A 25649-nucleotide genomic window follows, 5' to 3' on the forward strand; every position below is an offset into this window, starting at 1 on the left:
GCTACTGTCAATAGCCATAAGGAGGCTGCCATGCCCACCCCAACGCGGATCACGCCGGAATCGCTCCGGTCGGCGGCACGCGAGGTGCTCGAGCGCGACGGTCGCGACGGGCTGACGATGCAGGCCGTCGCGGTCGCGCTCGGCGTCCGCGCCCCGTCGCTCTACAAGCACGTGCGGGATCGCGATGCGCTCGTCCGGATCGTCGCCGACGACGTCGCCCGCGACCTCGGCTCGCGGATGGACGCGGTGCTCGCCGGAACGGGCGACGACGCGGGAGCCGCCCTCCGCGCCATGGCGGCGTCGGTGCGCCGGTTCGCGCACGAGCGGCCGAACGGGTACGGGCTCGTGTTCGGCCCGATGCCCGAGGCGGAGCGGGCGGACCGGGTCGCCCTCGATCGCGGGAGCGCCGCGCTCCTCGAGGTGTCGCGCCGGCTCGCGGGCGAGCGCCACGCGCTCGATGCCGCTCGGACCTTCACCGCATGGATGCACGGCTTCACGTCCATGGAACTGGCGGGCGCCTTCCGGCTCGGCGGCGAGATCGACGACGCCTGGGACTTCGGGCTCGACCGCCTCGTCGCCGGGCTCGCCGCGTCGCCGCCCGCGTCCGGCGGGTAAGCCGTGTTGCGGACTTCGGTGAATGGCCGCTAACATGAATCCCGGTTAGCGAGCGTTCACCGAACCAGCTCGCGCACACGCCACGACGGAGAGGCGGAACGGGAGCGGATGCACATCCTCACGAGCGCGGTCGACACGGCATCCGACGCCGCGCGCGCCAACGCCGACGCCCATGCCGTGCTGGCCGACGAATTGCGCACGAAGCTCGCCCGGGCCGCGCTCGGCGGCCCCGAGGCATCCCGCGACCGTCACGTCGCGCGCGGCAAGCTGCTGCCGCGCGACCGCGTCGAGCGGCTGCTCGACGAGGCCAGCCCCTTCCTCGAGCTCTCGCCGCTCGCGGCCGACGACCTCTACGACGACGACACGCCCGCCGCGGGCGTGATCGCCGGGGTGGGGCTCGTGCAGGGCCGGCCCATCATGGTCGTCTGCAACGACGCGACCGTCAAGGGCGGCACGTACTACCCGATCACGGTCAAGAAGCACCTCCGGGCGCAGGAGGTCGCGTTCGAGAACGCGCTGCCGTGCGTCTACCTCGTCGACTCGGGCGGGGCGTTCCTGCCCAAGCAGGACGAGGTCTTCCCCGATCGCGACCACTTCGGCCGGATCTTCTACAACCAGGCCAACCTGTCGGCGCGGCGCATCCCGCAGATCGCCGCCGTGCTGGGCTCGTGCACCGCGGGCGGCGCGTACGTGCCGGCGATGAGCGACGAGACGGTGATCGTGCGGGGCCAGGGCACGATCTTCCTCGGCGGCCCGCCGCTCGTGAAGGCCGCGATCGGCGAGGTCGTGACGCCAGAGGAGCTCGGCGGCGGCGACCTGCACTCGAAGCACTCCGGCGTCACCGACCACCTCGCCGAGGATGACGAGCACGCGCTCGAGCTGGTCCGCGACATCGTCGCGACCTTGCCGCGGCCCGCAACGCGCGCGTGGGAGGTGCGCGAGCCGCGCGAGCCCGCGGTCGACCCCGCCACGCTCACGTCGGTCGTGCCCGTCGACGTGCAGCAGCCCTACGACGTGCGCGAGGTGATCGCCCGCCTCATCGACGGCAGCGAGTTCCACGAGTTCAAGCGCGAGTACGGCGACACGCTCGTCACCGGCTTCGCCTGGATCGACGGGCACCCCGTCGGCATCGTGGCGAACAACGGCGTGCTGTTCAGCGAGTCGGCCATGAAGGGCGCGCACTTCATCGAGCTGTGCGACCAGCGCGGCATCCCGCTCGTGTTCCTGCAGAACATCTCGGGCTTCATGGTCGGCCGCGACGCCGAGGCCGGCGGCATCGCCAAGCACGGCGCCAAGATGGTCACCGCGGTCGCGACGACGCGCGTGCCGAAGTTCACGGTCGTGATCGGCGGCTCCTTCGGCGCGGGCAACTACTCGATGTGCGGGCGGGCCTACTCGCCGCGGTTCCTCTGGATGTGGCCGAACGCGCGCATCTCGGTCATGGGCGGCGAGCAGGCGGCCTCCGTGCTCGCAACCGTCAAGCGCGACCAGCTGGCGGTGCGCGGCGAGTCGTGGTCGGCCGACGACGAGGCGGCGTTCAAGGCGCCGGTCCGCGACCAGTACGAGTCGCAGGGCAGCCCCTACCACTCCACCTCACGGCTCTGGGACGACGGCATCATCGAGCCCGGTGAGACCCGCACCGTGCTCGCGCTCGCCCTCGAGCTCGCGAGCCGCACCCCGCTGCCCGAGCCCCGCTTCGGCCTGTTCAGGATGTGACCCGGATGACGCAGCCCACCCCCTCCCGCCCCTTCGAGAGCCTCAGGACAGCGCCGTTCGACCGCGTGCTCGTCGCCAACCGCGGCGAGATCGCCGTGCGCGTCATCCGCACGCTCAAGCGCCTCGGCATCCGCTCGATCGCCGTGTACTCCGACGCCGATGCCGGCGCGCCGCACGTCGCGCTCGCCGACCAGGCCGTGCGGATCGGTCCGGCGCCCGCGGCCGAGAGCTACCTCGACCCCGCGCGCATCGTGCGAGCCGCGCTCGACGCGGGCGCGCAGGCGATCCACCCCGGCTACGGGTTCCTCAGCGAGAACGCCGGGTTCGCCCGCGCCTGCGCGGCGGCCGGCATCGTCTTCGTCGGCCCCGGCGAGCTCGCCCTCGAGGTCATGGGCGACAAGATCCGCGCGAAGCGCCATGTCGAGGCCTCCGGCGTGCCCGTGGTGCCCGGCGTGAGCGAGCCCGACGCGACCGACGACGAGCTGCTCGACGCGGCCCCGCTGATCGGCTTCCCGCTGCTCGTGAAGCCCTCGGCGGGCGGCGGCGGCAAGGGCATGCAGGTCGTGCGCGACCAGCGGGAGCTCGAGCACGCACTGCCCGCCGCCCGTCGCGTCGCACGCGCCGCGTTCGGCGACGACACGCTCCTGCTCGAGCGGTTCATCGAGCGACCGCGGCACATCGAGGTGCAGGTGCTCGCCGATGCGCACGGCGACGTCATCCACCTCGGCGAGCGCGAGTGCTCGCTGCAGCGCCGCCACCAGAAGGTCGTCGAGGAGGCGCCGTCGCCCCTGCTCGACGCCGCGACGCGCGAACGCATCGGCCGGGCGGCGTGCGACGCGGCCCGCAGCGTCGAGTACCTCGGCGCCGGCACCGTCGAGTTCCTGGTGTCGGATGCCGCGCCCGACGAGTTCTTCTTCATCGAGATGAACACGCGACTTCAGGTCGAGCACCCGGTCACCGAGCTCGTCACCGGCATCGACCTCGTCGAGCAGCAACTGCGGATCGCCGCGGGGGAGCCGCTCGCGATCGCGCAGCACGACGTGCGGATGACGGGCCACGCGATCGAGGCGCGCCTGTACGCCGAGAGCCCCGAGCGCGGGTTCCTCCCCTCGACGGGTGAGGTGCTCGCGTGGCGACCCGCCGCGGGCGAGGGCGTGCGCGTCGACGCCGGCGTGGGCGAGGGGCAGCGCATCACCGCCGACTACGACCCGATGATCGCGAAGGTCATCGCGCACGGCCGCGACCGGGCCGAGGCGATCGAACGGCTCGACGCCGCGCTCGCCGAGACCGTCGTGCTGGGCGTCGAGACGAACACCGCGTTCCTCCGTGAGCTGCTCGCACACCCCGACGTCCGCGCCGGGCACCTCGACACGGGGCTCATCGACCGATTGCCGGCGCCCGAGGCGCCGGATGCCGCCGCCGACGCACTCGCGGAGGTCGCGCGCCTCGCCCGCGAGCGGGCCGCCCGCGCCGACGTCGCGCACGCCCACGCATGGCAGCGGGCGCGCGGCTGGCGGCTGGGCGGCGCAGCGCCCTCCGCCGACCGCGACCCACGCACGGGCGCCCACCTCGACGGCGCCGTCGTCCGCCTGAGCGATGACGGCACCGCCTGGGTGCACCTCGGCGGGCGCTCCGCCGCGTTCCCGCCGGTCGACCGGCGAGCTGCGCTCGACGTGCGCCTCGCGCTGCTCGAGCGCGGCGGCAGCGCCGACCCCGATCTCCGTGCACCCATGCCCGGCAGTGTCACGACGCTCCTCGTCGCCGACGGCGACCGCGTCGAGGCCGGCCAGGCCGTGCTGGCGATCGAGGCCATGAAGATGGAGCACCGCGTGACCGCCGCCCTCCCCGGCGTGGTCCGCCTGCGCGTCGTCGCGGGCGAGCAGGTCGCCCGCGACCAGGTGGTGGCGCGCGTCGAGCACGCGGTCGACGCCCCGGCTGAGGCGAGCGACGCCGGCCCCGCGACATCCGACCACGAACCCCGAGGCGGCGGTGCCGATGACGCCTCCGTCGCGAACGCATCCCACCAGGAATGAGGAGCACCATGCACGACCTGACCGACGAGGAACAGCAGCTGTACGACATGGTCTGCGAGTTCGCCGACACCGTCGTCGCACCGCAGGCCTACGAGGCCGACCGCTCGCACGAGCTCTCGATGGACGTCGTCGCCCAGATGGGCGAGCTCGGGCTCTTCGGCCTGCCCTTCCCCGAGGAGGTCGGCGGCCAGGGCGGCGACTACATGGCGCTGTGCCTCGCGATCGAGGCGCTCGCCCGCGTCGACCAGTCGATCGCGATCACCCTCGAGGCCGGCGTGGGCCTCGGCGCGATGCCGATCTACCGTCACGGCACCGACGAGCAGAAGGCCCGCTTCCTGCCCGACCTCGTGGCCGGACGCGCGCTCGCCGGCTTCGGCCTGACCGAGCCCGAGGCCGGTTCCGACGCCGGCGCCACGCGGACGACGGCCGTGCTCGACGGCGACGAGTGGGTCGTCAACGGCTCCAAGCAGTTCATCACCAACTCGGGCACGCCGATCACCTCGTTCGTCACCGTCACGGCGGTGACCGGGGAGCGGAACCGCCCCGACGGCTCCACGTCGAAGGAGCTCTCCACGATCATCGTGCCGAACGGCACGCCCGGGTTCACCGTGGGGCCCGGCTACGACAAGTCCGGATGGCGCGCCTCCGACACGCACCCGCTGACCTTCGACGACGTCCGGGTGCCGGCCGGCAACCTGCTCGGCGAGCGCGGACGCGGCTTCGCCAACTTCCTCCGTGCCCTCGACGAGGGCCGCATCGCGATCGCCGCCCTCGCGACGGGCGCGGCCCAGGGCTGCCTCGACGAGGCGCTGGCCTATGCGAAGACGCGCAACGTCTTCGGCGTTCCGATCGCGAGCCACCAGTACATCGCGTTCACCATCGCGGGCATGCAGGCGCGCGTTCACACGGCACGCCTCGCCTGGCACGACGCGGCGCGCCGTGCCGACGCCGGCCTCCCGTTCAAGAAGGAGGCCGCGATCGCGAAGCTGGTCTCGAGCGACGCCGCCATGCTGAACGCCCGCGACGCGACCCAGATCTTCGGCGGCATGGGCTTCATGAACGAGACGACCGTGGCCCGGCACTATCGTGACTCGAAGATCCTGGAGATCGGCGAGGGCACGAACGAGGTGCAGCTCATGGTCATCGCGCGCGAGCTCGGGCTGGCCGCCTAGGCGGCTCGGCTGAACGGAGGAGGGAGCACCATGACGGATGCCGCGATGCGCGAGGTCGTGCAGCGTGGACTCTGGTTCGAGGAGTTCGAGGAGGGCGTACGCTACCTGCACCGTCCTGGTCGCACCGTGACGGAGGCCGACAACGTGCTCTTCACGACGCTCACCATGAACCCGCAGCCGCTCCACCTCGACGCGGCATGGTCGGCGCGCCAGCCGTTCGGGCGCATCCTCGTGAACTCGCTGTTCACGCTGTCGACCCTCGTGGGCCAGTCGGTCGGCCAGCTCACCCAGGGCACGCTGGTCGCCAACCTCGGGTTCGGGGCCGTCGCGTTCCCGAACCCGGTGTTCGTGGGCGACACCCTGTACGGCGAGAGCGTCGTCGAGTCGAAGCGGCTCTCGTCGTCGCGACCCGGAGAGGGCATCGTGGCGCTCGGCCACACCGCGCGGAACCAGGCCGGCGAGGTGGTCGCGACGGCGTCGCGCACGATGCTCGTCTGGACGCGCGAGGCGGGCGAGCGGCAGTCCCGCCGGAACGGCGAGGTGAGCGGATGACGCACCCCCCGTTCGCCTTCGGTCCCGCGCTCCTCTTCTGCCCGGCCGACCGGCCCGACCGCTACGCCAAGGCCGTGCAGCGCGCCGACGCGGTGATCCTCGACCTCGAGGACGCCGTGGCCGAGGTCGCGAAGTCGGCGGCCCGCGAGTCGCTCGTGGCGAACCCGCTCGACCCCGATCGCGTCATCGTGCGCGTGAACCCGGCGTCCACACCGCATCTCTCCGATGATCTCGCGACGCTTCGGCGCACCTCGTACCGCACCGTCATGCTCGCCAAGTGCGAGGGCACGGCCGACCTCGTGGCGCTCGAGGACTTCGACGTGATCGCGCTGTGCGAGACCGCGCGCGGCGTGCTCGCCGCGCCCGACATCGCGTCGGTGCCGATCGTGACCGCCATGATGTGGGGCGCGGAGGATCTCGTCGCCTCGGTCGGCGGCTCCTCCAGCCGATACCCCGACGGTCGATACCGCGACCTCGCGCGACACGCCAGGTCCCAGGTGCTGCTCGCCGCGGGGGCGCAGGGCGTGGCGGCGATCGACGCGGTGCACCTCGACCTCGCCGATGCGGACGGACTCCGCGCCGAGGCCGAGGACGCGGCTGCGCTCGGCTTCGCCGCCACGGCGTGCGTGCACCCCGGCCAGGCCGAGGTCGTCCGGGCGGCGTACGCGCCGAGCCCTGAGCGACTGGAGTGGGCGCGAGCGCTGCTCGCCGAGGCCGCCGTGCGCGAACGCGACGGCGTGTTCGCCTTCCGCGGGCAGATGGTCGACGCGCCGCTTCTCCGGCAGGCCGAGGCGGTCGTCCGGCGGGCGCGGCAGTGATGACAGGTTCCGGTGAGCGCCGCAGCTCGCCGTCGAGGGAAAGGACCCGGGCCCGATGAAGATCATCGTCCTCGTGAAGGAGGTCCCCGACACGTGGGGATCGCGGAGGCTCGACCTCGAGACCGGGCTCGCCGACCGCGGCGCGAGCGAGGCCGTGCTCGACGAGATCGGCGAGCGGGCGCTCGAAGTGGCGCTCAGCTACGCCGACGCGCACGCCGACACCGAGGTGGTCGTCATGTCGATGGCCGCCGAGAGCGCCGCGACCACGATCCGCAAGGGCCTGGCGATGGGAGCCGGATCGGCCGTGCACATCGCCGACCCCGGCCTGGCCGCCGCCGACCTCGGCCTCACCGCGCGCACCCTCGCCGCGGCGATCCGACGCACCGGGTTCGACCTCGTCATCACCGGCAACCTCTCGACCGACGGCAGCGGCGGCGTGATCCCCGCCATGCTCGCCGAGTTGCTCGAGGTGCCGAACGCGACCGCGCTCTCAGCCGTCGAGATCGCCGACGGCTCGGTGGCGGGCACGCGTGACGTCGACGGCGGCACGATGCGCGTGAGCGCGCCGCTGCCGGCAGTCATCTCGATCACCGAGGCGCTCCCCGACGCCCGATTCCCCAACTTCAAGGGCATCATGGCCGCGAAGAAGAAGCCGTTCGAGACGGTGAGCGCCGCCGACCTCGGCATCGAGCCCGAGGACCTCTCCGTCGCCTGGTCGATCATGACCGCCATCGCCGAGAAGCCCCCGCGCACGGCCGGGACCAAGATCACCGACGACGGCGACGGCGGCACGAAGATCGCGGAGTTCCTGATCGAGAACCGTCTGGTCTGAGAGGACGATGATGACCGACCACCCTGCAGCCCCCATCCTCGTCGTGCTCGAGGCCACGCCGAGCGGCGAGCTCGCGTCGAGCGCCGCCGGCCTGCTCGCGGCCGCCTCGACGATCGGCACGCCCGTCGCGCTCGCCGTCACCACGCCCGGCCAGGCGTCGTCGCTCGCCCAGCAGGCGGCGGCGCTCGGCGCCGAGCGCGTGCTCGCCGTCGAGAGCGCCTCGGCGCAGTCCGAGCTCACGATCCCGCACGTCGACGCGCTGGCCGCGGCCGCGTCGCGCGTCGCGCCCGAGGCGGTGCTCATCTCGAACTCGATCGAGGGCCGCGACATCGCGGGCCGGTTCGCCGCCCGCACCGGCGCACCGATCGCCGTGGACGCGGTCGGCGTCTCGCGCGACGACGAGGGCGTCCTCGCCCACCACTCCGTCTACGGCGGCGCCTACAACGTCGACTCCGCGGCCACCTTCGGACCGCTCGTCGTCACCGTGCGGCAGGGTGCCGTCGACGCGCGCGCCGAGGCACGGCCGGTGGCCCTCGAGACCCTCGAGGTGGCGGCCTCGGGTGCGCCGTCGGCCACGATCGAGTCGGTCGAGGCCGTGACCGAGACCTCGAGCCGACCCGAGCTGCGGGGAGCCAAGCGGGTCGTCTCGGGCGGTCGCGGCCTCGGCTCGGCCGAGAAGTTCGCGCTCGTCGAGGAGCTCGCCGACGCGCTGGGCGCCGCCGTCGGCGCGTCGCGCGCGGCCGTCGACGCCGGCTACATCCCGGCGAACCACCAGGTCGGCCAGACGGGTGTCTCGGTCTCACCGCAGCTGTACGTCGCGCTCGGCATCTCGGGTGCGATCCAGCACAAGGCGGGGATGCAGACGGCCAAGAACATCGTCGCCGTCAACAAGGACCCCGACGCGCCCATCTTCGAGGTCGCCGACTTCGGCGTCGTCGGCGACGTCTTCACGGTCGTGCCGCAACTGATCACCGCGCTCGCCGAGCGGAAGCGGTGACCCGTGGCGGGTGTCGGGAACCTGCGCAGGGGACTGCCTCGCCGGCACGGCGGTGAGCCCTGGCCGCCCGCCGGCGACACGGCCGGCGGGCCCGTCGTCACGTCGTCCGACGCGCCCGCGACGGCGCCGGCCGTATCGTCCCCGGTCCTCACCGACGTCGCGACCGTCGACGTCGCATCGGGTCGTCGGCTGCGAAGCGGGCTTCCGCGCGTGCGCGGCGGGCTGCCGTGGCCCGATCCCGGCGAGGCGGGCCGTGCCGCGAACGTCGAGGTGACGGATGCCGCGGCCGCCCCACCGCACGCAGCAATGGGCGAGCCGGTCGCCGAACCGGCCGCCCCGACGGCGCCGGCACGGCAGCCTGCAGCGCCGGCGTCGACGGCCGCTTCGACCGTGGCGGCCGGGTCGGGACTGCGCCGCGGGCTCCCGAGGCTCCCCGGGGGAGAGCCGTGGCCGCCGGCCGCGGCGGTCGCACCGATCGCGGAGCCCACCGCACCGGCTCCGGTGGACGCATCGGCAGCGCCCGCCGAGTCCGCGCCGTCGGTGGCGACATCCGCACCGGCCGTCGAAGCCGAGGTGCCGGCACCCGCGGTGCCCGCCGCCGTAGCGCCCGCGCCCGCCGCGCCGGCGCCGGCGCCGAGCGCCCCAGCCCAGACGGGCCTGACGCGCTTCGGGCAGCTGACCGTGACGCAGCGGGTCGGCGCATCCGTCGTCGGTATCCTCGCGATCATCGGCGCGGCGACCATCGTCGTCCAGGGCACGAGGTGGTTCCTCGGGCTCGAGGTCATGCAGGACTTCATGGCGACCTACCCCGGAGTGACGCCGCTGCCCGAGGGTGCGCCCGTCGGGCTCCCGGCCTGGCTCGGCTGGCAGCACTTCTTCAACGTCTTCCTCATGGTGCTGATCATCCGCTCGGGCCTGCAGGTGCGCACCGAACGGCGGCCACCGGCGACCTGGACGCCGCGCTGGTCGAAGGGCGGTCAGGGCAGGATCAGCCTCACGCTGTGGTTCCACCAGTCCCTCGACATCCTGTGGCTCGTGAACGGGCTCGTCTTCGTCGTGCTCCTGTTCGCGACGGGCCAGTGGATGCGCGTCGTGCCGACCAGCTGGGAGGTCGTCCCGAACGCGATCTCGGCGGGGCTGCAGTACCTCTCGCTGGACTGGCCGCTCGAGGACGGCTGGGTCAACTACAACAGCCTCCAGGTGCTCGCGTACTTCGCGACGATCTTCATCGCCGCGCCGCTCGCCGCGATCACCGGGGTGCGGATGTCGGGGCTGTGGCCGAAGAACGCCACGACGCTCAGCCGGATCTACCCGGTCGAGTGGGCTCGCGCCGTGCACTTCCCGGTCATGCTGTACTTCGTCGCGTTCATCGTCGTCCACGTGACCCTCGTCTTCACGACCGGTGCGCTGCGCAACCTGAACGCGATGTTCGCGGCGCAGGACGCCGACGGCTGGCTGGGATTCTGGCTCTTCGTCGCCTCGATCGTCGTCATCGCGGCAGCGTGGATCGCCGCCCGCCCGTCGGTGCTCGCGCCGATCGCCGGACTGTTCGGCAAGGTCGGGCGATAGCAGCCGACGAGCGGATGCCGCGACGCGGCGCCCCGCCGGGGGGCGCGCGCCGCGGCATCCGCTCGCCTCGGTCAGACCGCGACGTCGCGGCGGCGGAAGACCAGCCATCCGACCAGGAGCAGCACCGCGATGACCGCGAAGCTGAGCCAGATCGTGCCGTTCCAGCCGTTCATGATCGGCGACTCGCCGTACGCCCAGCTGTACGGCGACCAGTCGTGCAGCCACGCCAGGTCATCGCTCTGGTTGCCGAGCGCGTTGAGCGCGTACGCGTAGACGGCCACGCCCGCGCCGGCACTGACCGACCACGAGCGTCGGCCCGTGAGGGCGCCCACGGCGATCGCGGCGATCGCGGCGAGGGAGACCAGCCCGAAGAACGCCGTCGCGGTGGCGACCAGGTTCGGGAACTCGATGCCCAACTCGGCCGGCTCGTTCAGCATCGCCACGACCGCCACGCTCACGAGCGCGAGCCACGCGAGTTTGACGAGGACGGCGGCCGTTCGCTCGGCGAAGACCTGCCCGCGCGTGACGCCGTGCGCGAGCGTGAGCTCGAGCTGCCCGTTCTCCTCGTCGTTCGCGATCGCGTCCGTGCCCCAGCCGACCGCGGCGATCGTCACGAGCACGAAGCCGATGAGTCCGAAGAAGGTCGCCTGCGCGTATCCCGGCCCGGAGGCGATCTGGTCGTAGTTGAGCGACCTGACCAACTCGGGCGGCAGCGTGTCGATGATCTGCTGCATCTGGCCGTTGCCGCCGAAGGACGGGTACAGCGGCAGGTACAGGAACAGCGCGACGAGGATGCCGATGGTCCAACCGACGAGGCCGCGCCAACCGTCGAGGATCGAACGACGGAAGAGGGGGAGCACGCGGTTCATCGCTTCGCCCCCTTCCGGGAGGCCTCGTCGGTATCGGGCGTCGCCGTGAGGTCGGTGCCGTAGTAGGCGAGCACCATCTCCTCGAGGTCGGGCTCCTCCATCGTGAGGTCGACGACCTCGAGACGCGACACGGCTTTCACGAACGCGTCGACGTGTGCGTCGAGCGTCGCCGAGAGGGCGACCGTGCCGGGGCCGTTCGGCACGGAGGCCACCTCGCCCACGCCGGGCAGCGCATCGAGCGTGGTGCGCGCTGCCGCAGCATCCGCCTCGGCGACCGTGAGCCGCACGTGACGCACGGCGTTCTCGCGGAGCGCCGCCACCGTCGACTGCTCGACGATGCGACCCGCCTTCAGGATCGCGATCTCGTGCGCGGTCTGCTGCACCTCGCTCAGCACGTGCGAGCTGAGGAACACGGTCTGCCCGTTGGCGCGCGCCTCGCGCAGCATCGCGTGGAACTCCTGCTGTACGAGCGGGTCGAGCCCGCTGGTCGGCTCGTCGAGCACGAGCAGCTCGGGTTCGTGCATGAACGCCTGGATCAGGCCGATCTTCTGCTTGTTGCCCTTCGACAGGCTGCGCACCGGCCGGCCGAGGTCGACGCCGAGGCGGTCGGCGAGGCCGTCGATCGCGGCGGGGCGCACCGGCCCGGAGATCTCGGCATAGTGGGCCAGGAATTCGCGGCCCTTCACGCGCGTCGAGAGGTGCAGTTCGCCGGGCAGGTAGCCGATGCGGCGGCGCAGCGCTGCACCGCCCCGGCGCGGTGACTCGCCGAGCACGCTGAGCTCGCCGCCGGAGGGGCGGATGATGTCGAGCAGCAGCCGCATCGTGGTGGTCTTGCCGGCGCCGTTCGGCCCGATCATCCCGAACACGCTGCCGCGCGGGATGTCGAGGTCGATGCCGTGGAGCGCGGTGGTCGATCCGTAGCGCTTGACGAGGCCGCGCGTCGAGACGGCGGTCTCCGTGGTCGTGGTGGTGGAACTGGTGGTGGTGCGCATGCTGGTCCTTTCCCGTGATCGATGACGACGTGGCGGATGTCGCGGGCGTCAGCCGCGAGCGGCTTCGTCGATCGGCGGGTCGGGGTCCTGGTTGGGGTTGCCGGGGCCCTTGTCGGAGCGGACCTGCGGCACGGCGTCGGTGGCGGTCGCGGCGGCCGTTCCGCCCGTCGCGCCGTCGCCGACGACGGCCGCGCGCGCGGCGTCCAGGAGTCGGTCGTCGGCGTACAGGCCATGCGTGTAGAGCTCGAGCGTCGGCACGGTCATCCGCCGGAGTGTGGCGGGGGAGTCGAGCGGCGCGCCCAGGACGCGTGCGAGCTGGTCGCGCAGCAGCAGCGGCGCGATGCCGTACAGCGTGATGAGGGCCGCCCGGAGCTCGGGGTCGCTCGAGGGGCGCATGCTGCCGTCCTCGACCCCCGAGTCGAGCATCGCGCGCGTCTCGGCGAGGAGCAGGTCGAACAGTCGCGCCCCGCCCTCGGTGCCGTCGGCGAGCATGCTCGAGACGTAGTCGAGGTACGCGCGGAAGCGACCCGGGTCGTCGAGCCACTCGCGGATCGTCGAGGCGACCGCCGGGGCGCCGAGCCGCTCCTTCTCGCCGATGAGCCGGGCGACCAGCCAGTCGTCGCACGCGCCCCGCAGCTCGGCCTTCGAGCCGAAGTGGTGGATGACGAGCGCCGGACTGACGCCGGCGTCGGCGGCGATCTCGCGGACGCTCGTGCGTCCGAATCCGTGCGCGCCGAACCTCGCGATCGCGGCGTCGCGGATGCGGGCCCGCGTCGTGGCATCCTCATGAGGCACTGAACGCATGTTCAACATGCTAAACGAACGTTCAGGCGCGACGCAATGCGTCATCCATTCGGCAAATGAGGACTGTTCACCAACGATTGGGTAACGCTTCACCCGATCCGTCACGGACGGGGTTTCGAGGCCGCATACGCTCGATGCAATCCTGGGGAGGGGGATCGCGTGGCACGGAAGCACGCACAGTACGGTCCGCGGCGCGCGGTGAGCGACCCGCGGGGCGCCGACGCGCGCGCGACGACGGGGGCGCTCGAACTGCCGGGCCCCGTCGAGGTCGACCAGCGGCTGGAGGTCACGGGACCGGTCGAGGCGGCGCTGGCGCGCACGCCCACGACCGAGGATATCGAGACCAACGCGTTCTCGGGCCCGATCACCGTGCCCCGGCGCCTTCCCCTCGGCGAGACCGGCCTCGCGGTGCACCCGCTCGCACTCGGCGCCAGCACGTTCGGGTGGACCGTCGGCGCCGACGACGCGGCCGACATCCTCGACCGGTTCGCCGGCGTGGGCGGCAACCTCGTCGACACCGCCGACAGCTACGCCGCCGGACGCAGCGAGACCATCATCGGCCGGTGGATGGCGAACCGCGGCGTCCGCGACCGGGTCCGGGTGATCACGAAGGTGGGCCGCCATCCCGACCGGCGCGGCCTCGCGCCCGAGTCGATCGCCGCGGCCGTCGACGAGTCGCTGACCCGTCTCGGCACCGACCGCATCGACCTCCTCTGCTTCCACGGCGACGACCCCGCGATCCCGCTCGAGGAGAGCCTGGGCGCTGTCGACGCGCTCATCACCGCGGGCAAGGTGCTCGCGATCGGCGCCTCCGACTTCTCGCCCGAGCGCCTCATCGAGGCACGCGTCCTCGCCGCGAACGGGCTCCCGCGCTTCCAGGTGCTCACGACCCGCTACAACCTCATGGAGCGCCGCGACTTCGAGGGCGCGCCCGAACTCGTCGCGCACGCCCAGGGCCTCGCGGTGCTGCCCTACTTCGCGCTCGCGAACGGGTTCCTCGGCGGTCGCGTGCGACGACGGGCCGACCTCCGCCGCGACGCGCGCGGCGAACGCCAGGCCCGCCACCTCGGCCGGCGCGGGCTCCGCGTGCTCCGGGCGCTCGACGAGGTCGCCGCCGCCCACGACACCGTGCCCGCCGCGATCGCGATCGCCTGGCTGCTCGGCCGGCCCACGGTCGTCGCGCCCGTCGCGAGCGCCAGCCGCCCCGAGCAGGTCGACGCGCTCGTGGCCGCGGCCAACCTCGTGCTGCACCGCTCCGAGATCGTCGAGCTCGACCGCGCCTCGGCCTGAGCATGCCGGGGCGGTCGCGGTTCGGCCGCGCCGACCGCCGGGCGTCGGGAGGGTGACATAGGCTGGAACGCGTGAACGGCGCCGTCGAACTGTCCCTGGGCGAACCCGAGCTGGAGTTCCGCGCCGCCGGAGACACCCTGGTGCGTCGCTCGGTCCTGCCGTCGGGCATCCGCGTGCTCACCGAGCGCGTCCCCGGCAGCCGCAGCGCCACGATCGGCTTCTGGGTCGCGGTCGGCTCACGCGACGAGCACGCCGCCGACAGCGGCCACCAGGCCACGCACGGCTCCACGCACTTCCTCGAGCACCTGCTCTTCAAGGGCACCGAGACGCGCAGCGCGCTCGACATCGCGATCTCCTTCGACTCCGTCGGCGGCGAGCACAACGCCGTCACGGCCAAGGAGTACACCTGCTACTACGCCAAGGTGCAGGATCGCGACCTCCCCATGGCCGTCGAGGTCCTCGCCGACATGTTCACCTCCTCGGTGCTCGATCCCGAGGAGTTCGAGAGCGAGCGGCGGGTCATCCTCGAGGAGCTCGCGATGGCCGGCGACGACCCGGCCGACGTCGCCAACGAGCGCTTCTTCGAGGCCGTGCTGGGGCGCCATCCGCTCGCCCGGCCGATCGGCGGCGACCCCGCCGCGATCGATGCCGCGACGCGCGACGCCGTGTGGGAGCACTACCGTGCCAACTACCGGCCGCGCGACCTCGTCGTGACGGCCGCGGGCGCGGTCGACCACGATGCCCTCGTCGCCGGGCTCACGGCCGCGCTCGACGGCGCCGGCTGGCGGCTCGACGAGGCGGCCGCACCCGAATCGCGGCGCTCGACCGACGCGCCGCAGCTCGACGGCACCGCGCCGCTCACCGTCGTCGAGAAGCCCGGCGAGCAGGTGAACCTCGTGCTCGGCGTGCCCGGGCTCGTCGCGACCGACGACCGCCGCGCGGTGCTCAGCGTGCTGAACACCGTGTTCGGCGCCGGCATGTCGTCCCGGCTGTTCCAGCAGATCCGCGAGCGCCGCGGGCTGGCCTATTCGGTGTACTCCTTCGCGCCCGGCTACTCCGATGCCGGCGTGTTCGGCATGTACGCCGGGTGCGCCCCCAAGAATGCGGCGACCGTCGCGGCGCTCATGCGCACCGAGCTCGAGCGCCTCGCACACCACGGCGTCACGGCCGACGAGCTCGAGCGCGCCGCCGGGTACCTCGGCGGCGCCTCCGCGCTCGCGCTCGAAGACAGCGACACGCGGATGTCGCGGCTCGGCCGCGCCGAGCTCGCGCTCGGCGAGTTCGCCGACCTGGACGAGGCCCTGCGCCGCGTCGGGCGCGTCACCGGCGACGACGTGCGCGCGCTCGCCGCCGACCTCGCGGACCGGCCCTTCTCGCTCGTAGCGGTCGGTCCCGTCCAGGAGGACGCCTTCCGCTCGGTCGTCGACCGACCCGAACCCCGCACCGACGTCGCCTGAGCGACGCCCGATCACACCAGGACCCGACGTGCCCCACCACCTCTACCTCGTCCGCCACGGCGAGCAGCTCGACGCCGAGCACGGCCTCCAGGACGGACCACTGTCTCCGCGAGGCCGGCGCCAGGCCGAACTGCTCGGCGAGCGGCTCGGAGGCATCCCGTTCGACGCCGCCTACCACTCGCCCCTGCAGCGCGCGGCCGAGACGGCCGACATCATCGCGATGAAGATGCCCGCGCTCCAGCCCGAGCCGTCGGCGCTGCTGTTCGACTGCGTGCCCTCCGGGCCGGCGCCCGAGACGCCCTCGGCGTACGCGCCGTTCTTCGGCTCGTTCACCGAGCTCGATTTCGAGGCCGGGCGCGCGCAGATGGCCGACGCGAACGCCGAGTTCCTCCGCTCGCATCGCGAGGACCGCCACGACCTGCTCATCACGCACAACTTCGTCATCGGATGGTTCGTCCGCGAGGTGCTCGGCGCGCCCGAGTGGCGCTGGGCGACGATCAACCAGGCCAACTGCGGTCTCACCGTGCTCACCCAGCGCGCGCCGGGTCGTCCGTGGACGCTGCTCGTCCACAACGACCTCGCCCACCTGCCGCCCGAGCTGCGCACCGGGCTGCCGGAGCAGTTCGCGATCTGAGGGCTCGGGCCCGGCTCGCCTCCGCAGCCGGCGGGCCGGTGCGCGTCAGAGCTGCTTGCCGTACCAGTTCGTCGCATTCGGATTCGCGTTGTACGGCGCGATGTCGACGTACCCGCTCGAGCGGTAGAGCCCGCCCGCGGCCTCGAGGCTCGCGTTCGTGTCGAGCACGACCTCCTCGGCGCCGAACTCGGCGGCTCGGCGCTCGAGCTCGCGCAGCAGGCGCCGTCCTTCGCCGTGGCCCCGGCCTTCGGGCGAGAGCCACAGGTGCTTGACCTCGAACCGCACGCGCTTCTCGGCCGAGGGCTCGATGCGGCGGATCCCTCCGCAGCCGACCGCGCGCCCCTCGTCGTCGACGACGAGCAGGAACACCCCCGCGGGCGGCGTGAACGCGGCATCCTCGGGCCAGGTCGGGCGGTACTCGCCCTGCTCACGCGGGAAGCCCGCCGCCCGTTCGGCGAAGTAGTCGCCGAGGAGGCGATGGGCGTCGGGGTCGGAGACGGCGGCGTCGCGGAAGCGCAGCATGGGCCCAGCCTAGGGCGGCCGTCGGCGCCATTCGCCCGGTTGCTAGGGTGAACGTCGTGACGATCAGGGTGGCGGTTGCCGGCGCGACGGGGAAGATGGGGCGCCTCGCCGCCCGGTTGATCGACGAGGCCGACGACCTCGAGCTGCACGCGGGCCTCGACTCCGCCTCGAGCCTCGACGAGCTCGAGGGTGCCGACGTCGTGCTCGACGTCACGCACCCCGCCGCGAGCCCCGCGATCGTCGAGGCCGCCATCGAGGCGGGCATCCCCGTCGTCGTGGGCACCTCGGGCTGGTCGCGCGAGCGCATCGCCGAGGTCGAGCGGCGACTGCGCGACCTCGAGGACGCGCCCGGCGTGATCTTCGTGCCCAACTTCTCGGTCGGCAGCGTGCTCGGCTCGGCCTTCGCCGCGTTCGCCGCCCACCACTTCGACTCGATCGAGATCGTCGAGGCCCACCACGCCGGCAAGGTCGACTCGCCCTCGGGCACCGCGGTGCGCACGGCCGAGCTGATCGCCGCCGCGCGCGGCGACGAGGGCCCGGTGTCGGCGCCGCACGCCGACCAGCGCGCCCGCGGCCAGCTCGTCTCGGGCGTGCCCGTGCACAGCATGCGGATGGCGGGCATCCTCGCCGACCAGCGCGTCGTGCTCGGCGGCGACGGCGAGACCCTCTCGATCGTGCACACGACGGTCTCCTCCTCGGCGTACGAGAAGGGCATCCTGCTCGCCCTGCGCAGCGCCGGCACGACCGAGGGCGTCACCGTCGGCCTCGACGCGCTGCTCGGCCTCGAGCTGCCCGGCGTGCGATGAGCGGTGCGAAGGCCGGCGCCGTCGTCATGGCGGTGCTGCTCGCGCTCTACGTCGCGCTCGTCGGATGGCGCGCGGTGCAGTTCGTGCAGACCGGCGAGCCCGTCGCGATCGCGATGGGCGTCGCGCTGCTCGTGCTTCCGGTGATCGCGGCCTGGGCGATCTGGCGCGAGCTGCAGTTCGGCGTCCGTTCGCAGCGGCTCGTCGAGCGCCTCGAGGCCGAGGGCGGGCTCGACCTGGGCCTGCCGCTGCGGCCGAGCGGTCGTCCGGAGCGGGCTGCGGCGGATGCTGCGTTCCCCGCGTTCCGCGAGGCGGTCGAGGCCGAGCCCGACTCGTGGCGGGCCTGGCTGCGGCTCGGACTCGCCTACGACGCCGCAGGCGACCGCCGGCGGGCACGTCGCGCGGTCCGGACGGCTATCGGACTGGAGCGGGCTCAGGACTGAGCATCGCGTCCAACGCGGACTCGAAGGTGGGGTACCGGAACCGGTAGCCGTCGTCGATCAGCCGTTGCGGGCGGACCTTCTGGCTCGACAGGAGCAGGTCCTCGGCGGCCGACCCCAGTCCCAGCTTCAGCACGGGCTCGGGCACGGGGATCACGTAGGGCCGGTGCAGGCGCTCGGCCACCGCGGACATGATCCGATCCGCCGTCGCCGGCGTCGGACCCACGAGGTTGACCGGGCCCGCCATCGACCCGTGCAGCAGGTGCATGATCGCACCCACCTCGTCATCGAGCGCGATCCACGGCCAGTGCTGCCCGCCGGTGCCGAGCCGGCCCGACGCGCCGGCCTTGGTCAGGCGCATGATGGGCTTGAAGGCGCCGCCGCGGCCCACGATGATGCCGGTGCGGAGCAGCACCGTGCGGGTCTCGTGCGGTGCGATCTGCGCCGCGGCCTCCCAGCGCCCGACGACGTCGGCGAGGAACCCGGTGCCGGGGTGCGAATGCTCGGTGAGCAGCTCGCCCGGCCGGTCGCCGTAGATGCCGACCGCCGAGCCGCTGAGGAACACCGACGGCGGCGACGCGGACTTCAGCATCGCCTCGGCGAGGGTCCGCGTCGCCGCGACGCGCGACTCGAGGATCTCGTCGCGGTACCCGCGCGTCCACGGCAGGCGGGTCATCGACGCGCCCGACAGGTTCAGCACCGCGTCGACGCGGTCCATGACCGTGAAGTCGATGATCCCGGACGCCGGCGACCAGCTCACCTCGTCGGCGGCCGACGCGCGCCGGCGAACGAGTCGCAGCACCTCGTGCCCCTCCTCGGAGAGGCGTGAGGTGACGGCGGAGCCGATGAAGCCGGAGGCGCCGGCGACGAGGACGTGCACCGTTACGCGAGCTCGGCTTCGATCGTGATGGCCGTGCCGCCCAACGCCTTCGAGATCGGGCAGTTCGCCTTGGCCTCGTCGGCGATGCGCTCGAACTCGGCCTCGGTGATGCCCGGCACGCGGGCGCTCACGAGCAGGTGGCTCCCCGTGATGCCCTCGCCGGGCTGGAACGTGACGGCTGCCGTCGTCTGGATGCTCTCGGGGGTGTGACCGGCTTGGGCGAGCGCGAGCGAGAACGCCATCGAGAAGCACGCCGAGTGCGCCGCGGCCAGGAGCTCCTCGGGGTTGGTCACCCCGGCCTCGCCCTCGGACCGGGCTTTCCAGTCCATGTCGAACTCGGCGACCTTCGACGAGTCGAGGCGCGTGTGCCCCGACCCCTCGAACAGGGTGCCGTTCCAGACCGTGGTGGATTCGCTCGTCAGTGCCATTCGGGTCCTCCTCGGGAGACGGGGACTCCAGCCTAGCGAGCGGATGGCGCGCGCGGCAGTCGCAGCGCGGCGGCGCGCGCGGTACGGCTCAGGCGGTTCGGATGACGCGGGCGCGGACGAGCAGCAGGTAGATCTGGCAGCCCAGGCAGTACCCGAACGCGGCATTGAGGAACGCGGCGACGAACGCGAGCGAGGCGGCGATCGGCACCGCGAGGTCGAGCCCGAACAGGCCGAGCACGACGCCCGTGCCCGTCACGATGAAGCCCACGAGCTGTGCGAACGTCGGCGGACGCGGGTCCTCGAGCTCGGTCGGCGGCGCGAGCCGGGGGCGTACGAGCGAGCGGAACACGAGCCCGAACGGGTTGCGCGCCACCCCGGCGACCGCGCTCCAGGCGAACACGGCGGCGATCGCGGCGAGGAGGAGGAGCGCCGCGAGGTCGAGCCCGCCGAAGCCGAGCACGGCCGTCACGAGCAGCAGCGCGGCCGTGATCGTCGCCGTGAATCGCGGCCCGCGCGGGTCGATGCCGGGCCGCCCGCCGGGCGCGGCGGTGCCGGCGGACTCAGGCGTGGTGCGGGACACGGTGCCTCCCGGTGAGGTCGTCGATGAGCGAGCGGAGGTCGTCGGTGCGCGGCACGCCCGCAACGCGGCCGGCGGTCGAGCCGTGCGCGTCGAGGACGAGCACGGTCGGCGTCTGGGTCACGTGGAAGCGGTCGGCGAGGGCGGGGTCGTGGGTCAGGTCGATCTCGACGTGGCGCACGCCGTCGTAGCCGCCGGCGAGGGACTCGAGTGCGCGCGCCGTCGCGGGGCAGCGGCTGCAGTATTCCGTCGAGAACTGGACGAGCGTGGCGTCGGCTCCGAGCCGGCCGGCGTCGAGGCCGAGATCGTGCGCGTCACGGCCGTCGAGCGACGCCGCCGGTGCTGCGACCGCACGCACGCGGCCGTCGCGCGCCTTCCACGCCAGGCCGGCCACGAGCGCCACGAGCGGCAGCCCGAGTCCGGCGACGAGCGCGGGCACGAGATCCATGAAGCGGATGCTACGCGCGGGCCGGGCCGCACCGCGCCGTTGTGACGTCGGGTGACGTGGGGCGGCGCGGCGCGCCGTCCGCCCGTCCGCCGCGCCTGCCGGCCGCCCGGCCGAGCGGGCGTAGCCTTGAGCCCGTGGCCAGCGCGATCCCGACCCCGTACGAAGACCTGCTCCGCGACGTGCTCGAGCACGGCACCCCGAAGTCCGACCGCACCGGGACCGGAACGCGCAGCGTGTTCGGCCGGCAGCTGCGGTTCGACCTCTCGCAGGGCTTCCCGCTCGTCACGACCAAGCGCGTGCACTTCAAGTCGATCGCCTACGAGCTGCTCTGGTTCCTGCGCGGCGAGTCGAACGTGCGCTGGCTGCAGGAGCAGGGCGTGACGATCTGGGACGAGTGGGCGGATGCCGCGGGCGAGCTCGGACCGGTCTACGGCGTGCAGTGGCGTTCGTGGCCGACGCCGTCGGGCGAGCAGGTCGACCAGATCGCGCAGGTGGTCGAGCAGATCCGCACGAACCCCGACTCGCGACGGCTCATCGTGTCGGCGTGGAACCCGGCCGACATCCCCGACATGGCGCTCGCGCCGTGCCACGCGCTGTTCCAGTTCCACGTCGCCGACGGGCGCCTGTCGTGCCAGCTGTACCAGCGCAGCGCCGACCTCTTCCTCGGTGTGCCGTTCAACATCGCCTCGTACGCCCTGCTCACCCACATGGTCGCCCAGCAGACCGGGCTCGAGGTCGGCGACTTCGTCTGGACCGGCGGCGATTGCCACATCTACGACAACCACGTCGACCAGGTGCGCCTGCAGCTCGAGCGCGAGCCGTTCCCGTCGCCGACGCTGCGCATCGCGCGTCGGCCCGATTCGATCGACGACTACCGGTTCGAGGACTTCGAGGTCGTCGGATACGAGCACCACCCGGCGATCCGGGCCGCCGTCGCCGTATGAGCAGCATGAGCGGCAGCGGGGCGGACGGCGGTTCGCCGCGCGTCGGCCTGATCTGGGCCGAGGCGCACGGCGGCGTCATCGGCGCCGGTGGCGGCATGCCCTGGCACGTGCCAGAGGACCTCGCGCACTTCAAGCGCACGACGGACGGCGAACCCGTCGTGATGGGCCGCCGCACCTGGGACTCCCTTCCGGAGCGCTTCCGGCCGCTGCCCGGCCGCGCGAACATCGTCGTGACGCGTCAGGACGGGTGGGCGGCCGACGGTGCCGTGCGCGCGGCCTCCGTCGACGAGGCGCTCGCACTCGCGGCGTCCGACGCCGAGGGCTGGATCTGGGTCATCGGCGGTGCCGAGCTCTTCGCCCGCACGATCGGCTCGGCCGATCGCCTCCTCGTCACCGAGCTCGACCTCGACGTCGACGGCGACACCCTGGCGCCGACCCGCACCCCCGACTGGCGCGCGGTCGTGGTCGACCCGGCCACCGGATGGCACACCTCCCGCACCGGAATCCGCTACCGCTTCCTCACCCTGGAGCGCTGATCCGGCGCGACGATCCACCGCCGGTTCGATTCGGAACCTCCGGACGGCCCGTTTGGGCCGCGCGACTCCTGAAACCAAGGACACCCGGCCCTGTCCTTGTTTTCAGGAGTTGGGGAGGGCACGTTTCATCCGTGTTCTTGAGGAGTCGGGATTGCCCTGTCCTTGTTTTCAGGAGTTGGGGAGGGCACGTTTCATCCGTGTTCTTGAGGAGTCGGGGCGGCCTCGTTTCGTCCTTGGCTTCGGGAAAACCGGGGTGGCTCTGTCCTCGTTTCCAGGAGTCGGAGCGCGATGCGGTGGGGGAGCCTGGCTGGCTTCGTTCCGTCCGCGCTTCCGGGCGCGCGTCGCGGGGTCGGTTGCGTCGTGGGTCGGCGGGCAGTCCTCCTCCACAGGCGGTGAAGGCGTCGAGTTCGCTGCGGGGGAGGTGGGGCCGGACGGGGGCGATCGCCGGTCGGCAGACTCAGAGGGTGAGATTCGAGCGCGAGACGGCGGCCCTCGGTGGGATCGCACGCAGGTCCGACCTGCGGCGGATGGGACTCGACGACGAGACGGTTCGACTCCTCGTCGCGAGGGAGCGCCTGATCCGGGTCCGCCAGGCGTGGTACGCGCTGCCCGACACGGACGTCGACGCGGTGCGAGCGTGCCGCATCGGTGGGCGCCTGGCGTGCGCGAGCGCCCTCCGCTTCCATGGCGAGCCCGTCGACGACGAGGGCGTCCTGCACGTCGAGATGCCGGCGCACGCGGTGGCACGAGAGCCCGACGACGGGTGGGGCGACGTGAGGCTGCACTGGGCGCGACATCCGCCGAGGGGAGATCGCGCGGCGGTCGAGCTCGGCGCCGCCCGGCGGCAGTGGGAGCGGTGCGGGCGCGCGGGACGATAGCCTTGAGCACGTGACTGCGGAAAACCCCTTCGGACAGGTGCTGGTCGCGCTCGTGACGCCGATGACGGCGGACGGCGAGGTCGATTGGCCCGGGGTCGAGAAGCACATCGACGACGTCATCAACGCGGGCGCCGACGGCATCGTCGTCACCGGCACCACCGGCGAGACCTCGACGCTCACCGACCCCGAGAAGATCAAGCTCGTCGAGGTCGGCAAGGACGTCGCATCCGGTCGCGCGAAGATCATCACCGGGGGCGGCTCGAACGAGACCGCCCACGCGATCGAGCTGTACAGGCACAGCGAGCAGGTCGGCGCCGACGGCATCATGATCGTCACGCCGTACTACAACAAGCCGACGCAGGCGGGCATCCTGACGCACTTCCGCCTGGTCGCGGATGCCACGGACCTCCCGGTCATCCTGTACGACATCCCGGGTCGCACTGGGGTGCCGATCCGGTACGAGACGATCCTGCGCCTCGCCAAGCACCCCAACATCCTCGCCATCAAGGATGCGAAGGGCGACTTCAGCGAGGTCAGCCGCGTCCTGAACCAGACCGACCTCATGTACTTCTCGGGCGACGATGCCAACGTGCTGCCGCACCTCTCGATCGGCGCGACCGGGCTCATCGGCGTCACGGCCAACATCGCGCCGGCGCCGTACCGGGCGATGGTCGACGCCGTGAACGCGGGCGACCTGAAGGCGGCCACGGCCGAGCACATGCGGCTCGAGCCGCTCGTGCGCGCGGTCATGACGCACGTGCCCGGCACGGTCGCGGCGAAGTACATCCTGCACGGCCTCGGCCGTATCGGCTCGCCGCGCGTGCGCCTGCCGCTCGTCGGCCCCGAGGAGTGGGAGGCCGCGCTCATCGAGGACGAGATCGACCTCGTGCAGGGCATCCCCGGCGTCGACTTCCACAACTTCCGCCCCGACCGCAACGCCGCCGCCGGCGGCGCGCTGCCGAAGGTGGCCGGCACCACGCGCTGACGCGCGGCGGGCGGCACGTGACGGCGGGTCGCACGCGTCGCCCGTTGGGCGCCCGCCTCGAGACATCCGCGGCCCCGAGGGTCGCACCGAACTGAACACTGAACGTGAGGAGGGCACATGCCCGACGAAGTCATCGACCCCGCGCCCCTCGAGGCCGGCACACTCCGCGTCATCCCGATCGGCGGCCTCGGCGAGGTCGGCCGCAACATGACGAGCTTCGAGATCGACGGCAAGCTGCTCATCGTCGACTGCGGCGTGCTCTTCCCCGAGGAGCACCAGCCCGGCGTCGACCTGATCCTGCCCGACTTCGGATTCCTGCGCGACCGCCTCGACGACGTCGTCGCGGTCGTCCTGACCCACGGCCACGAGGACCACATCGGCGCCGTGCCGTACCTGCTGAAGCTGCGTGCCGACATCCCGCTCGTCGGATCGCAGCTCACGCTCGCGCTCGTGGAGGCGAAGCTCAAGGAGCACCGCATCCAGCCCTACAGCCTCACCGTGAAGGAGGGGCAGCACGAGAAGCTCGGACCGTTCGACCTCGAGTTCATCGCGGTCAACCACTCCATCCCCGACGCCCTCGCGGTCGCCATCCGCACGGATGCCGGCACCGTGCTCGCCACGGGCGACTTCAAGATGGACCAGCTGCCCCTCGACGGCCGGCTCACCGACCTGCGCGAGTTCGCCCGCCTCGGCGAGGAGGGCGTCGACCTGTTCCTCGTCGACTCGACCAACGCCGACGTGCCGGGGTTCACGCCGCTCGAACGCGCCATCGGGCCGGTGCTCGACGAGGTCATCGCCCGCTCGCCGCGCCGCGTGATCGTCGCGAGCTTCTCCAGCCACGTTCACCGCGTGCAGCAGGTGCTGCACGCCGCGCACCAGAACGGGCGCCGCGTGGCGCTCCTCGGCCGGAGCATGGTGCGCAACATGACCATCGCCGCCGACCTCGGGTACCTCGACGTGCCCGAGGGCGTGCTCGTCGACTTCAAGAAGGCGGGCGACATCCCCGACGACCGCATCGTCTACATGTCGACCGGGTCGCAGGGCGAGCCGATGGCCGTGCTCAGCCGCATGGCCAACCGCGACCACCAGATCGAGATCGGCGAGGGCGACACGGTGATCCTCGCCTCGAGCCTGATCCCGGGCAATGAGAACGCGGTCTACCGCGTCATCGACGGGCTCACCCGGCTCGGCGCGAACGTCGTCCACAAGGGCAACGCGAAGGTGCACGTCTCGGGGCACGCCGCGGCCGGCGAGCTGCTCTACTGCTACAACATCCTCCAGCCGAGGAACGTGCTGCCGATCCACGGCGAGTATCGTCACCTGGTCGCCAACGCGCGCCTCGCGCAAGACACGGGCATCCCTGCCGAGCGCACTTTCCTCGCCGAGAACGGCACCGTGCTCGACCTGAAGGACGGCCGCGTCGACATCGTCGGCCAGCTCGACCTCGGCTTCGTCTACGTCGACGGATCGACCGTCGGCGAGATCACCGACGCCGACCTCAAGGACCGCCGCATCCTCTCCGAGGAGGGCTTCATCTCGGTCATCATCGTCGTCGACGCGACGACGGGCCAGGTCATCGTCGGCCCCGAGATCCACGCGCGCGGCTTCGCCGAGGACGACGCGGTGTTCGAGGACGTCAAGCCGAAGATCGTCGCCGCGCTCGCCGACGCCGCGCACCACGGCGTGCGCGACCCCCGAGCGCTCCAGCAGACGGTGCGCCGCACGCTGGGCAGCTGGGTGAACCGGCGGCTCCGACGGCGTCCGATGCTCGTGCCCCTGGTCATCGAGGCCTAGGGACGGCCGGCGACGTGCGGGCGGATGCCGCAGCATCCGCTCGCACGGAAACACGGCCGTAACA

Annotated in this window: 27 protein-coding genes; 19 read left to right on the forward strand and 8 right to left on the reverse strand. The window is 72.6% G+C overall.

Going from position 1 to position 25649, the window contains the following annotated elements:
• Positions 1 to 30: 30 nt before the first annotated feature.
• The 9 genes from AC3RKB_RS13450 to AC3RKB_RS13490 all read left to right on the forward strand — a co-directional run bounded on the left by AC3RKB_RS13450 (position 31) and on the right by AC3RKB_RS13490 (position 10304).
• The gene (locus AC3RKB_RS13450; RefSeq protein ID WP_491436644.1) at positions 31 to 615 is read left to right on the forward strand and encodes a TetR/AcrR family transcriptional regulator; all 585 of its coding nucleotides are present in this window, start codon (positions 31 to 33) and stop codon (positions 613 to 615) included.
• Between the two features lie 108 nt (positions 616 to 723).
• Complete coding sequence (locus AC3RKB_RS13455; RefSeq protein ID WP_491436645.1) at positions 724 to 2331, forward strand: carboxyl transferase domain-containing protein; 1608 nt, start codon at positions 724 to 726, stop codon at positions 2329 to 2331.
• Positions 2332 to 2336: 5 nt separating this feature from the next.
• Positions 2337 to 4364, forward strand: coding sequence for an acetyl/propionyl/methylcrotonyl-CoA carboxylase subunit alpha (locus AC3RKB_RS13460; protein ID WP_491436646.1), 2028 nt, complete (start codon positions 2337 to 2339; stop codon positions 4362 to 4364).
• 8 nt (positions 4365 to 4372) lie between these two features.
• Positions 4373 to 5536 (forward strand): acyl-CoA dehydrogenase family protein, encoded by a 1164-nt coding sequence (locus AC3RKB_RS13465; protein WP_491436647.1) that lies wholly within the window; start codon positions 4373 to 4375, stop codon positions 5534 to 5536.
• A gap of 30 nt (positions 5537 to 5566) precedes the next feature.
• On the forward strand, positions 5567 to 6088 hold the full coding sequence (locus AC3RKB_RS13470; protein ID WP_491436648.1) for a MaoC family dehydratase: 522 nt from the start codon (positions 5567 to 5569) through the stop codon (positions 6086 to 6088).
• The gene (locus tag AC3RKB_RS13475; RefSeq protein WP_491436649.1) at positions 6085 to 6906 is read left to right on the forward strand and encodes an HpcH/HpaI aldolase/citrate lyase family protein; all 822 of its coding nucleotides are present in this window, start codon (positions 6085 to 6087) and stop codon (positions 6904 to 6906) included. Before AC3RKB_RS13470 ends, AC3RKB_RS13475 begins: the two co-directional genes overlap by 4 nt.
• A 55-nt stretch (positions 6907 to 6961) precedes the next feature.
• Entirely contained in the window at positions 6962 to 7738 is a 777-nt protein-coding gene (locus AC3RKB_RS13480) for an electron transfer flavoprotein subunit beta/FixA family protein (RefSeq protein WP_491436650.1), read from the forward strand.
• A gap of 10 nt (positions 7739 to 7748) precedes the next feature.
• The gene (locus AC3RKB_RS13485) at positions 7749 to 8735 is read left to right on the forward strand and encodes an electron transfer flavoprotein subunit alpha/FixB family protein (protein WP_491436651.1); all 987 of its coding nucleotides are present in this window, start codon (positions 7749 to 7751) and stop codon (positions 8733 to 8735) included.
• 3 nt (positions 8736 to 8738) lie between these two features.
• Positions 8739 to 10304 (forward strand): cytochrome b/b6 domain-containing protein, encoded by a 1566-nt coding sequence (locus tag AC3RKB_RS13490; RefSeq protein WP_491436652.1) that lies wholly within the window; start codon positions 8739 to 8741, stop codon positions 10302 to 10304.
• Between the two features lie 71 nt (positions 10305 to 10375).
• Here the strand turns inward: AC3RKB_RS13490 and AC3RKB_RS13495 are convergent, their stop codons facing one another.
• From AC3RKB_RS13495 to AC3RKB_RS13505, 3 genes are read right to left on the reverse strand one after another with little or no spacing between them, the layout of a single operon-like run.
• Entirely contained in the window at positions 10376 to 11173 is a 798-nt protein-coding gene (locus AC3RKB_RS13495) for an ABC transporter permease subunit (protein ID WP_491436653.1), read from the reverse strand.
• Positions 11170 to 12165: an ABC transporter ATP-binding protein gene (locus AC3RKB_RS13500; protein WP_491436654.1), complete on the reverse strand. Its 996-nt coding sequence runs from the start codon at positions 12163 to 12165 to the stop codon at positions 11170 to 11172. The genes AC3RKB_RS13495 and AC3RKB_RS13500 overlap by 4 nt, the downstream gene beginning before the upstream one ends.
• 48 nt (positions 12166 to 12213) lie before the next feature.
• The gene (locus AC3RKB_RS13505) at positions 12214 to 12969 is read right to left on the reverse strand and encodes a TetR/AcrR family transcriptional regulator (protein WP_491436655.1); all 756 of its coding nucleotides are present in this window, start codon (positions 12967 to 12969) and stop codon (positions 12214 to 12216) included.
• 159 nt (positions 12970 to 13128) lie between these two features.
• Between AC3RKB_RS13505 and AC3RKB_RS13510 the strand changes: the two genes are divergently transcribed.
• From AC3RKB_RS13510 to AC3RKB_RS13520, 3 genes are all read left to right on the forward strand, one after another.
• On the forward strand, positions 13129 to 14259 hold the full coding sequence (locus AC3RKB_RS13510; RefSeq protein WP_491436656.1) for an aldo/keto reductase: 1131 nt from the start codon (positions 13129 to 13131) through the stop codon (positions 14257 to 14259).
• 71 nt (positions 14260 to 14330) lie between these two features.
• Positions 14331 to 15716 (forward strand): M16 family metallopeptidase, encoded by a 1386-nt coding sequence (locus tag AC3RKB_RS13515; protein WP_491436657.1) that lies wholly within the window; start codon positions 14331 to 14333, stop codon positions 15714 to 15716.
• Positions 15717 to 15744: 28 nt separating this feature from the next.
• Entirely contained in the window at positions 15745 to 16350 is a 606-nt protein-coding gene (locus AC3RKB_RS13520; protein ID WP_491436658.1) for a histidine phosphatase family protein, read from the forward strand.
• A 45-nt stretch (positions 16351 to 16395) separates the two neighbouring features.
• On the opposite strand, the gene AC3RKB_RS13525 is transcribed toward AC3RKB_RS13520, so the two are convergent.
• Positions 16396 to 16872: a GNAT family N-acetyltransferase gene (locus AC3RKB_RS13525; RefSeq protein ID WP_491436659.1), complete on the reverse strand. Its 477-nt coding sequence runs from the start codon at positions 16870 to 16872 to the stop codon at positions 16396 to 16398.
• 56 nt (positions 16873 to 16928) lie between these two features.
• Here AC3RKB_RS13525 and dapB point away from each other — a divergent pair, with 56 nt between their 5' ends.
• Positions 16929 to 17678, forward strand: coding sequence for a 4-hydroxy-tetrahydrodipicolinate reductase (gene dapB, locus AC3RKB_RS13530; RefSeq protein ID WP_491436660.1), 750 nt, complete (start codon positions 16929 to 16931; stop codon positions 17676 to 17678).
• The gene (locus AC3RKB_RS13535; RefSeq protein ID WP_491436661.1) at positions 17675 to 18118 is read left to right on the forward strand and encodes a hypothetical protein; all 444 of its coding nucleotides are present in this window, start codon (positions 17675 to 17677) and stop codon (positions 18116 to 18118) included. Before dapB ends, AC3RKB_RS13535 begins: the two co-directional genes overlap by 4 nt.
• Here the strand turns inward: AC3RKB_RS13535 and AC3RKB_RS13540 are convergent.
• The 4 genes from AC3RKB_RS13540 to AC3RKB_RS13555 all read right to left on the reverse strand — a co-directional run bounded on the left by AC3RKB_RS13540 (position 18090) and on the right by AC3RKB_RS13555 (position 20448).
• Positions 18090 to 18995, reverse strand: coding sequence for a TIGR01777 family oxidoreductase (locus tag AC3RKB_RS13540; RefSeq protein WP_491436662.1), 906 nt, complete (start codon positions 18993 to 18995; stop codon positions 18090 to 18092). The two genes, AC3RKB_RS13535 and AC3RKB_RS13540, sit on opposite strands and share 29 nt — an antisense overlap.
• 2 nt (positions 18996 to 18997) lie before the next feature.
• Positions 18998 to 19423: an OsmC family peroxiredoxin gene (locus tag AC3RKB_RS13545; RefSeq protein WP_491436663.1), complete on the reverse strand. Its 426-nt coding sequence runs from the start codon at positions 19421 to 19423 to the stop codon at positions 18998 to 19000.
• Positions 19424 to 19511: 88 nt separating this feature from the next.
• Complete coding sequence (locus AC3RKB_RS13550; RefSeq protein ID WP_491436664.1) at positions 19512 to 20003, reverse strand: DUF4395 domain-containing protein; 492 nt, start codon at positions 20001 to 20003, stop codon at positions 19512 to 19514.
• Positions 19984 to 20448 carry a thioredoxin family protein gene (locus AC3RKB_RS13555; RefSeq protein WP_491436665.1) on the reverse strand — a complete coding sequence of 155 codons (465 nt, stop codon included), beginning with the start codon at positions 20446 to 20448 and terminating at the stop codon, positions 19984 to 19986. Before AC3RKB_RS13555 ends, AC3RKB_RS13550 begins: the two co-directional genes overlap by 20 nt.
• Before the next feature lie 134 nt (positions 20449 to 20582).
• On the opposite strand from AC3RKB_RS13555, the gene AC3RKB_RS13560 reads away from it, so the two are divergent.
• The 5 genes from AC3RKB_RS13560 (at position 20583) to AC3RKB_RS13580 (ending at position 25585) form a co-directional block, all read left to right on the forward strand.
• Positions 20583 to 21392, forward strand: a complete 810-nt coding sequence (locus AC3RKB_RS13560; protein ID WP_491436666.1) for a thymidylate synthase — start codon at positions 20583 to 20585, stop codon at positions 21390 to 21392.
• Between the two features lie 5 nt (positions 21393 to 21397).
• Positions 21398 to 21928 carry a dihydrofolate reductase gene (locus AC3RKB_RS13565; protein ID WP_491436667.1) on the forward strand — a complete coding sequence of 177 codons (531 nt, stop codon included), beginning with the start codon at positions 21398 to 21400 and terminating at the stop codon, positions 21926 to 21928.
• Positions 21929 to 22392: 464 nt separating this feature from the next.
• Complete coding sequence (locus tag AC3RKB_RS13570) at positions 22393 to 22806, forward strand: hypothetical protein (protein ID WP_491436668.1); 414 nt, start codon at positions 22393 to 22395, stop codon at positions 22804 to 22806.
• A gap of 10 nt (positions 22807 to 22816) precedes the next feature.
• Positions 22817 to 23791, forward strand: a complete 975-nt coding sequence (gene dapA / locus AC3RKB_RS13575) for a 4-hydroxy-tetrahydrodipicolinate synthase (protein ID WP_491436669.1) — start codon at positions 22817 to 22819, stop codon at positions 23789 to 23791.
• Positions 23792 to 23908: 117 nt separating this feature from the next.
• Positions 23909 to 25585 carry a ribonuclease J gene (locus tag AC3RKB_RS13580; RefSeq protein WP_491436670.1) on the forward strand — a complete coding sequence of 559 codons (1677 nt, stop codon included), beginning with the start codon at positions 23909 to 23911 and terminating at the stop codon, positions 25583 to 25585.
• The last annotated feature ends 64 nt before the right edge of the window (positions 25586 to 25649 follow it).

It is taken from the genome of Agromyces capsici (genome assembly GCF_058349965.1).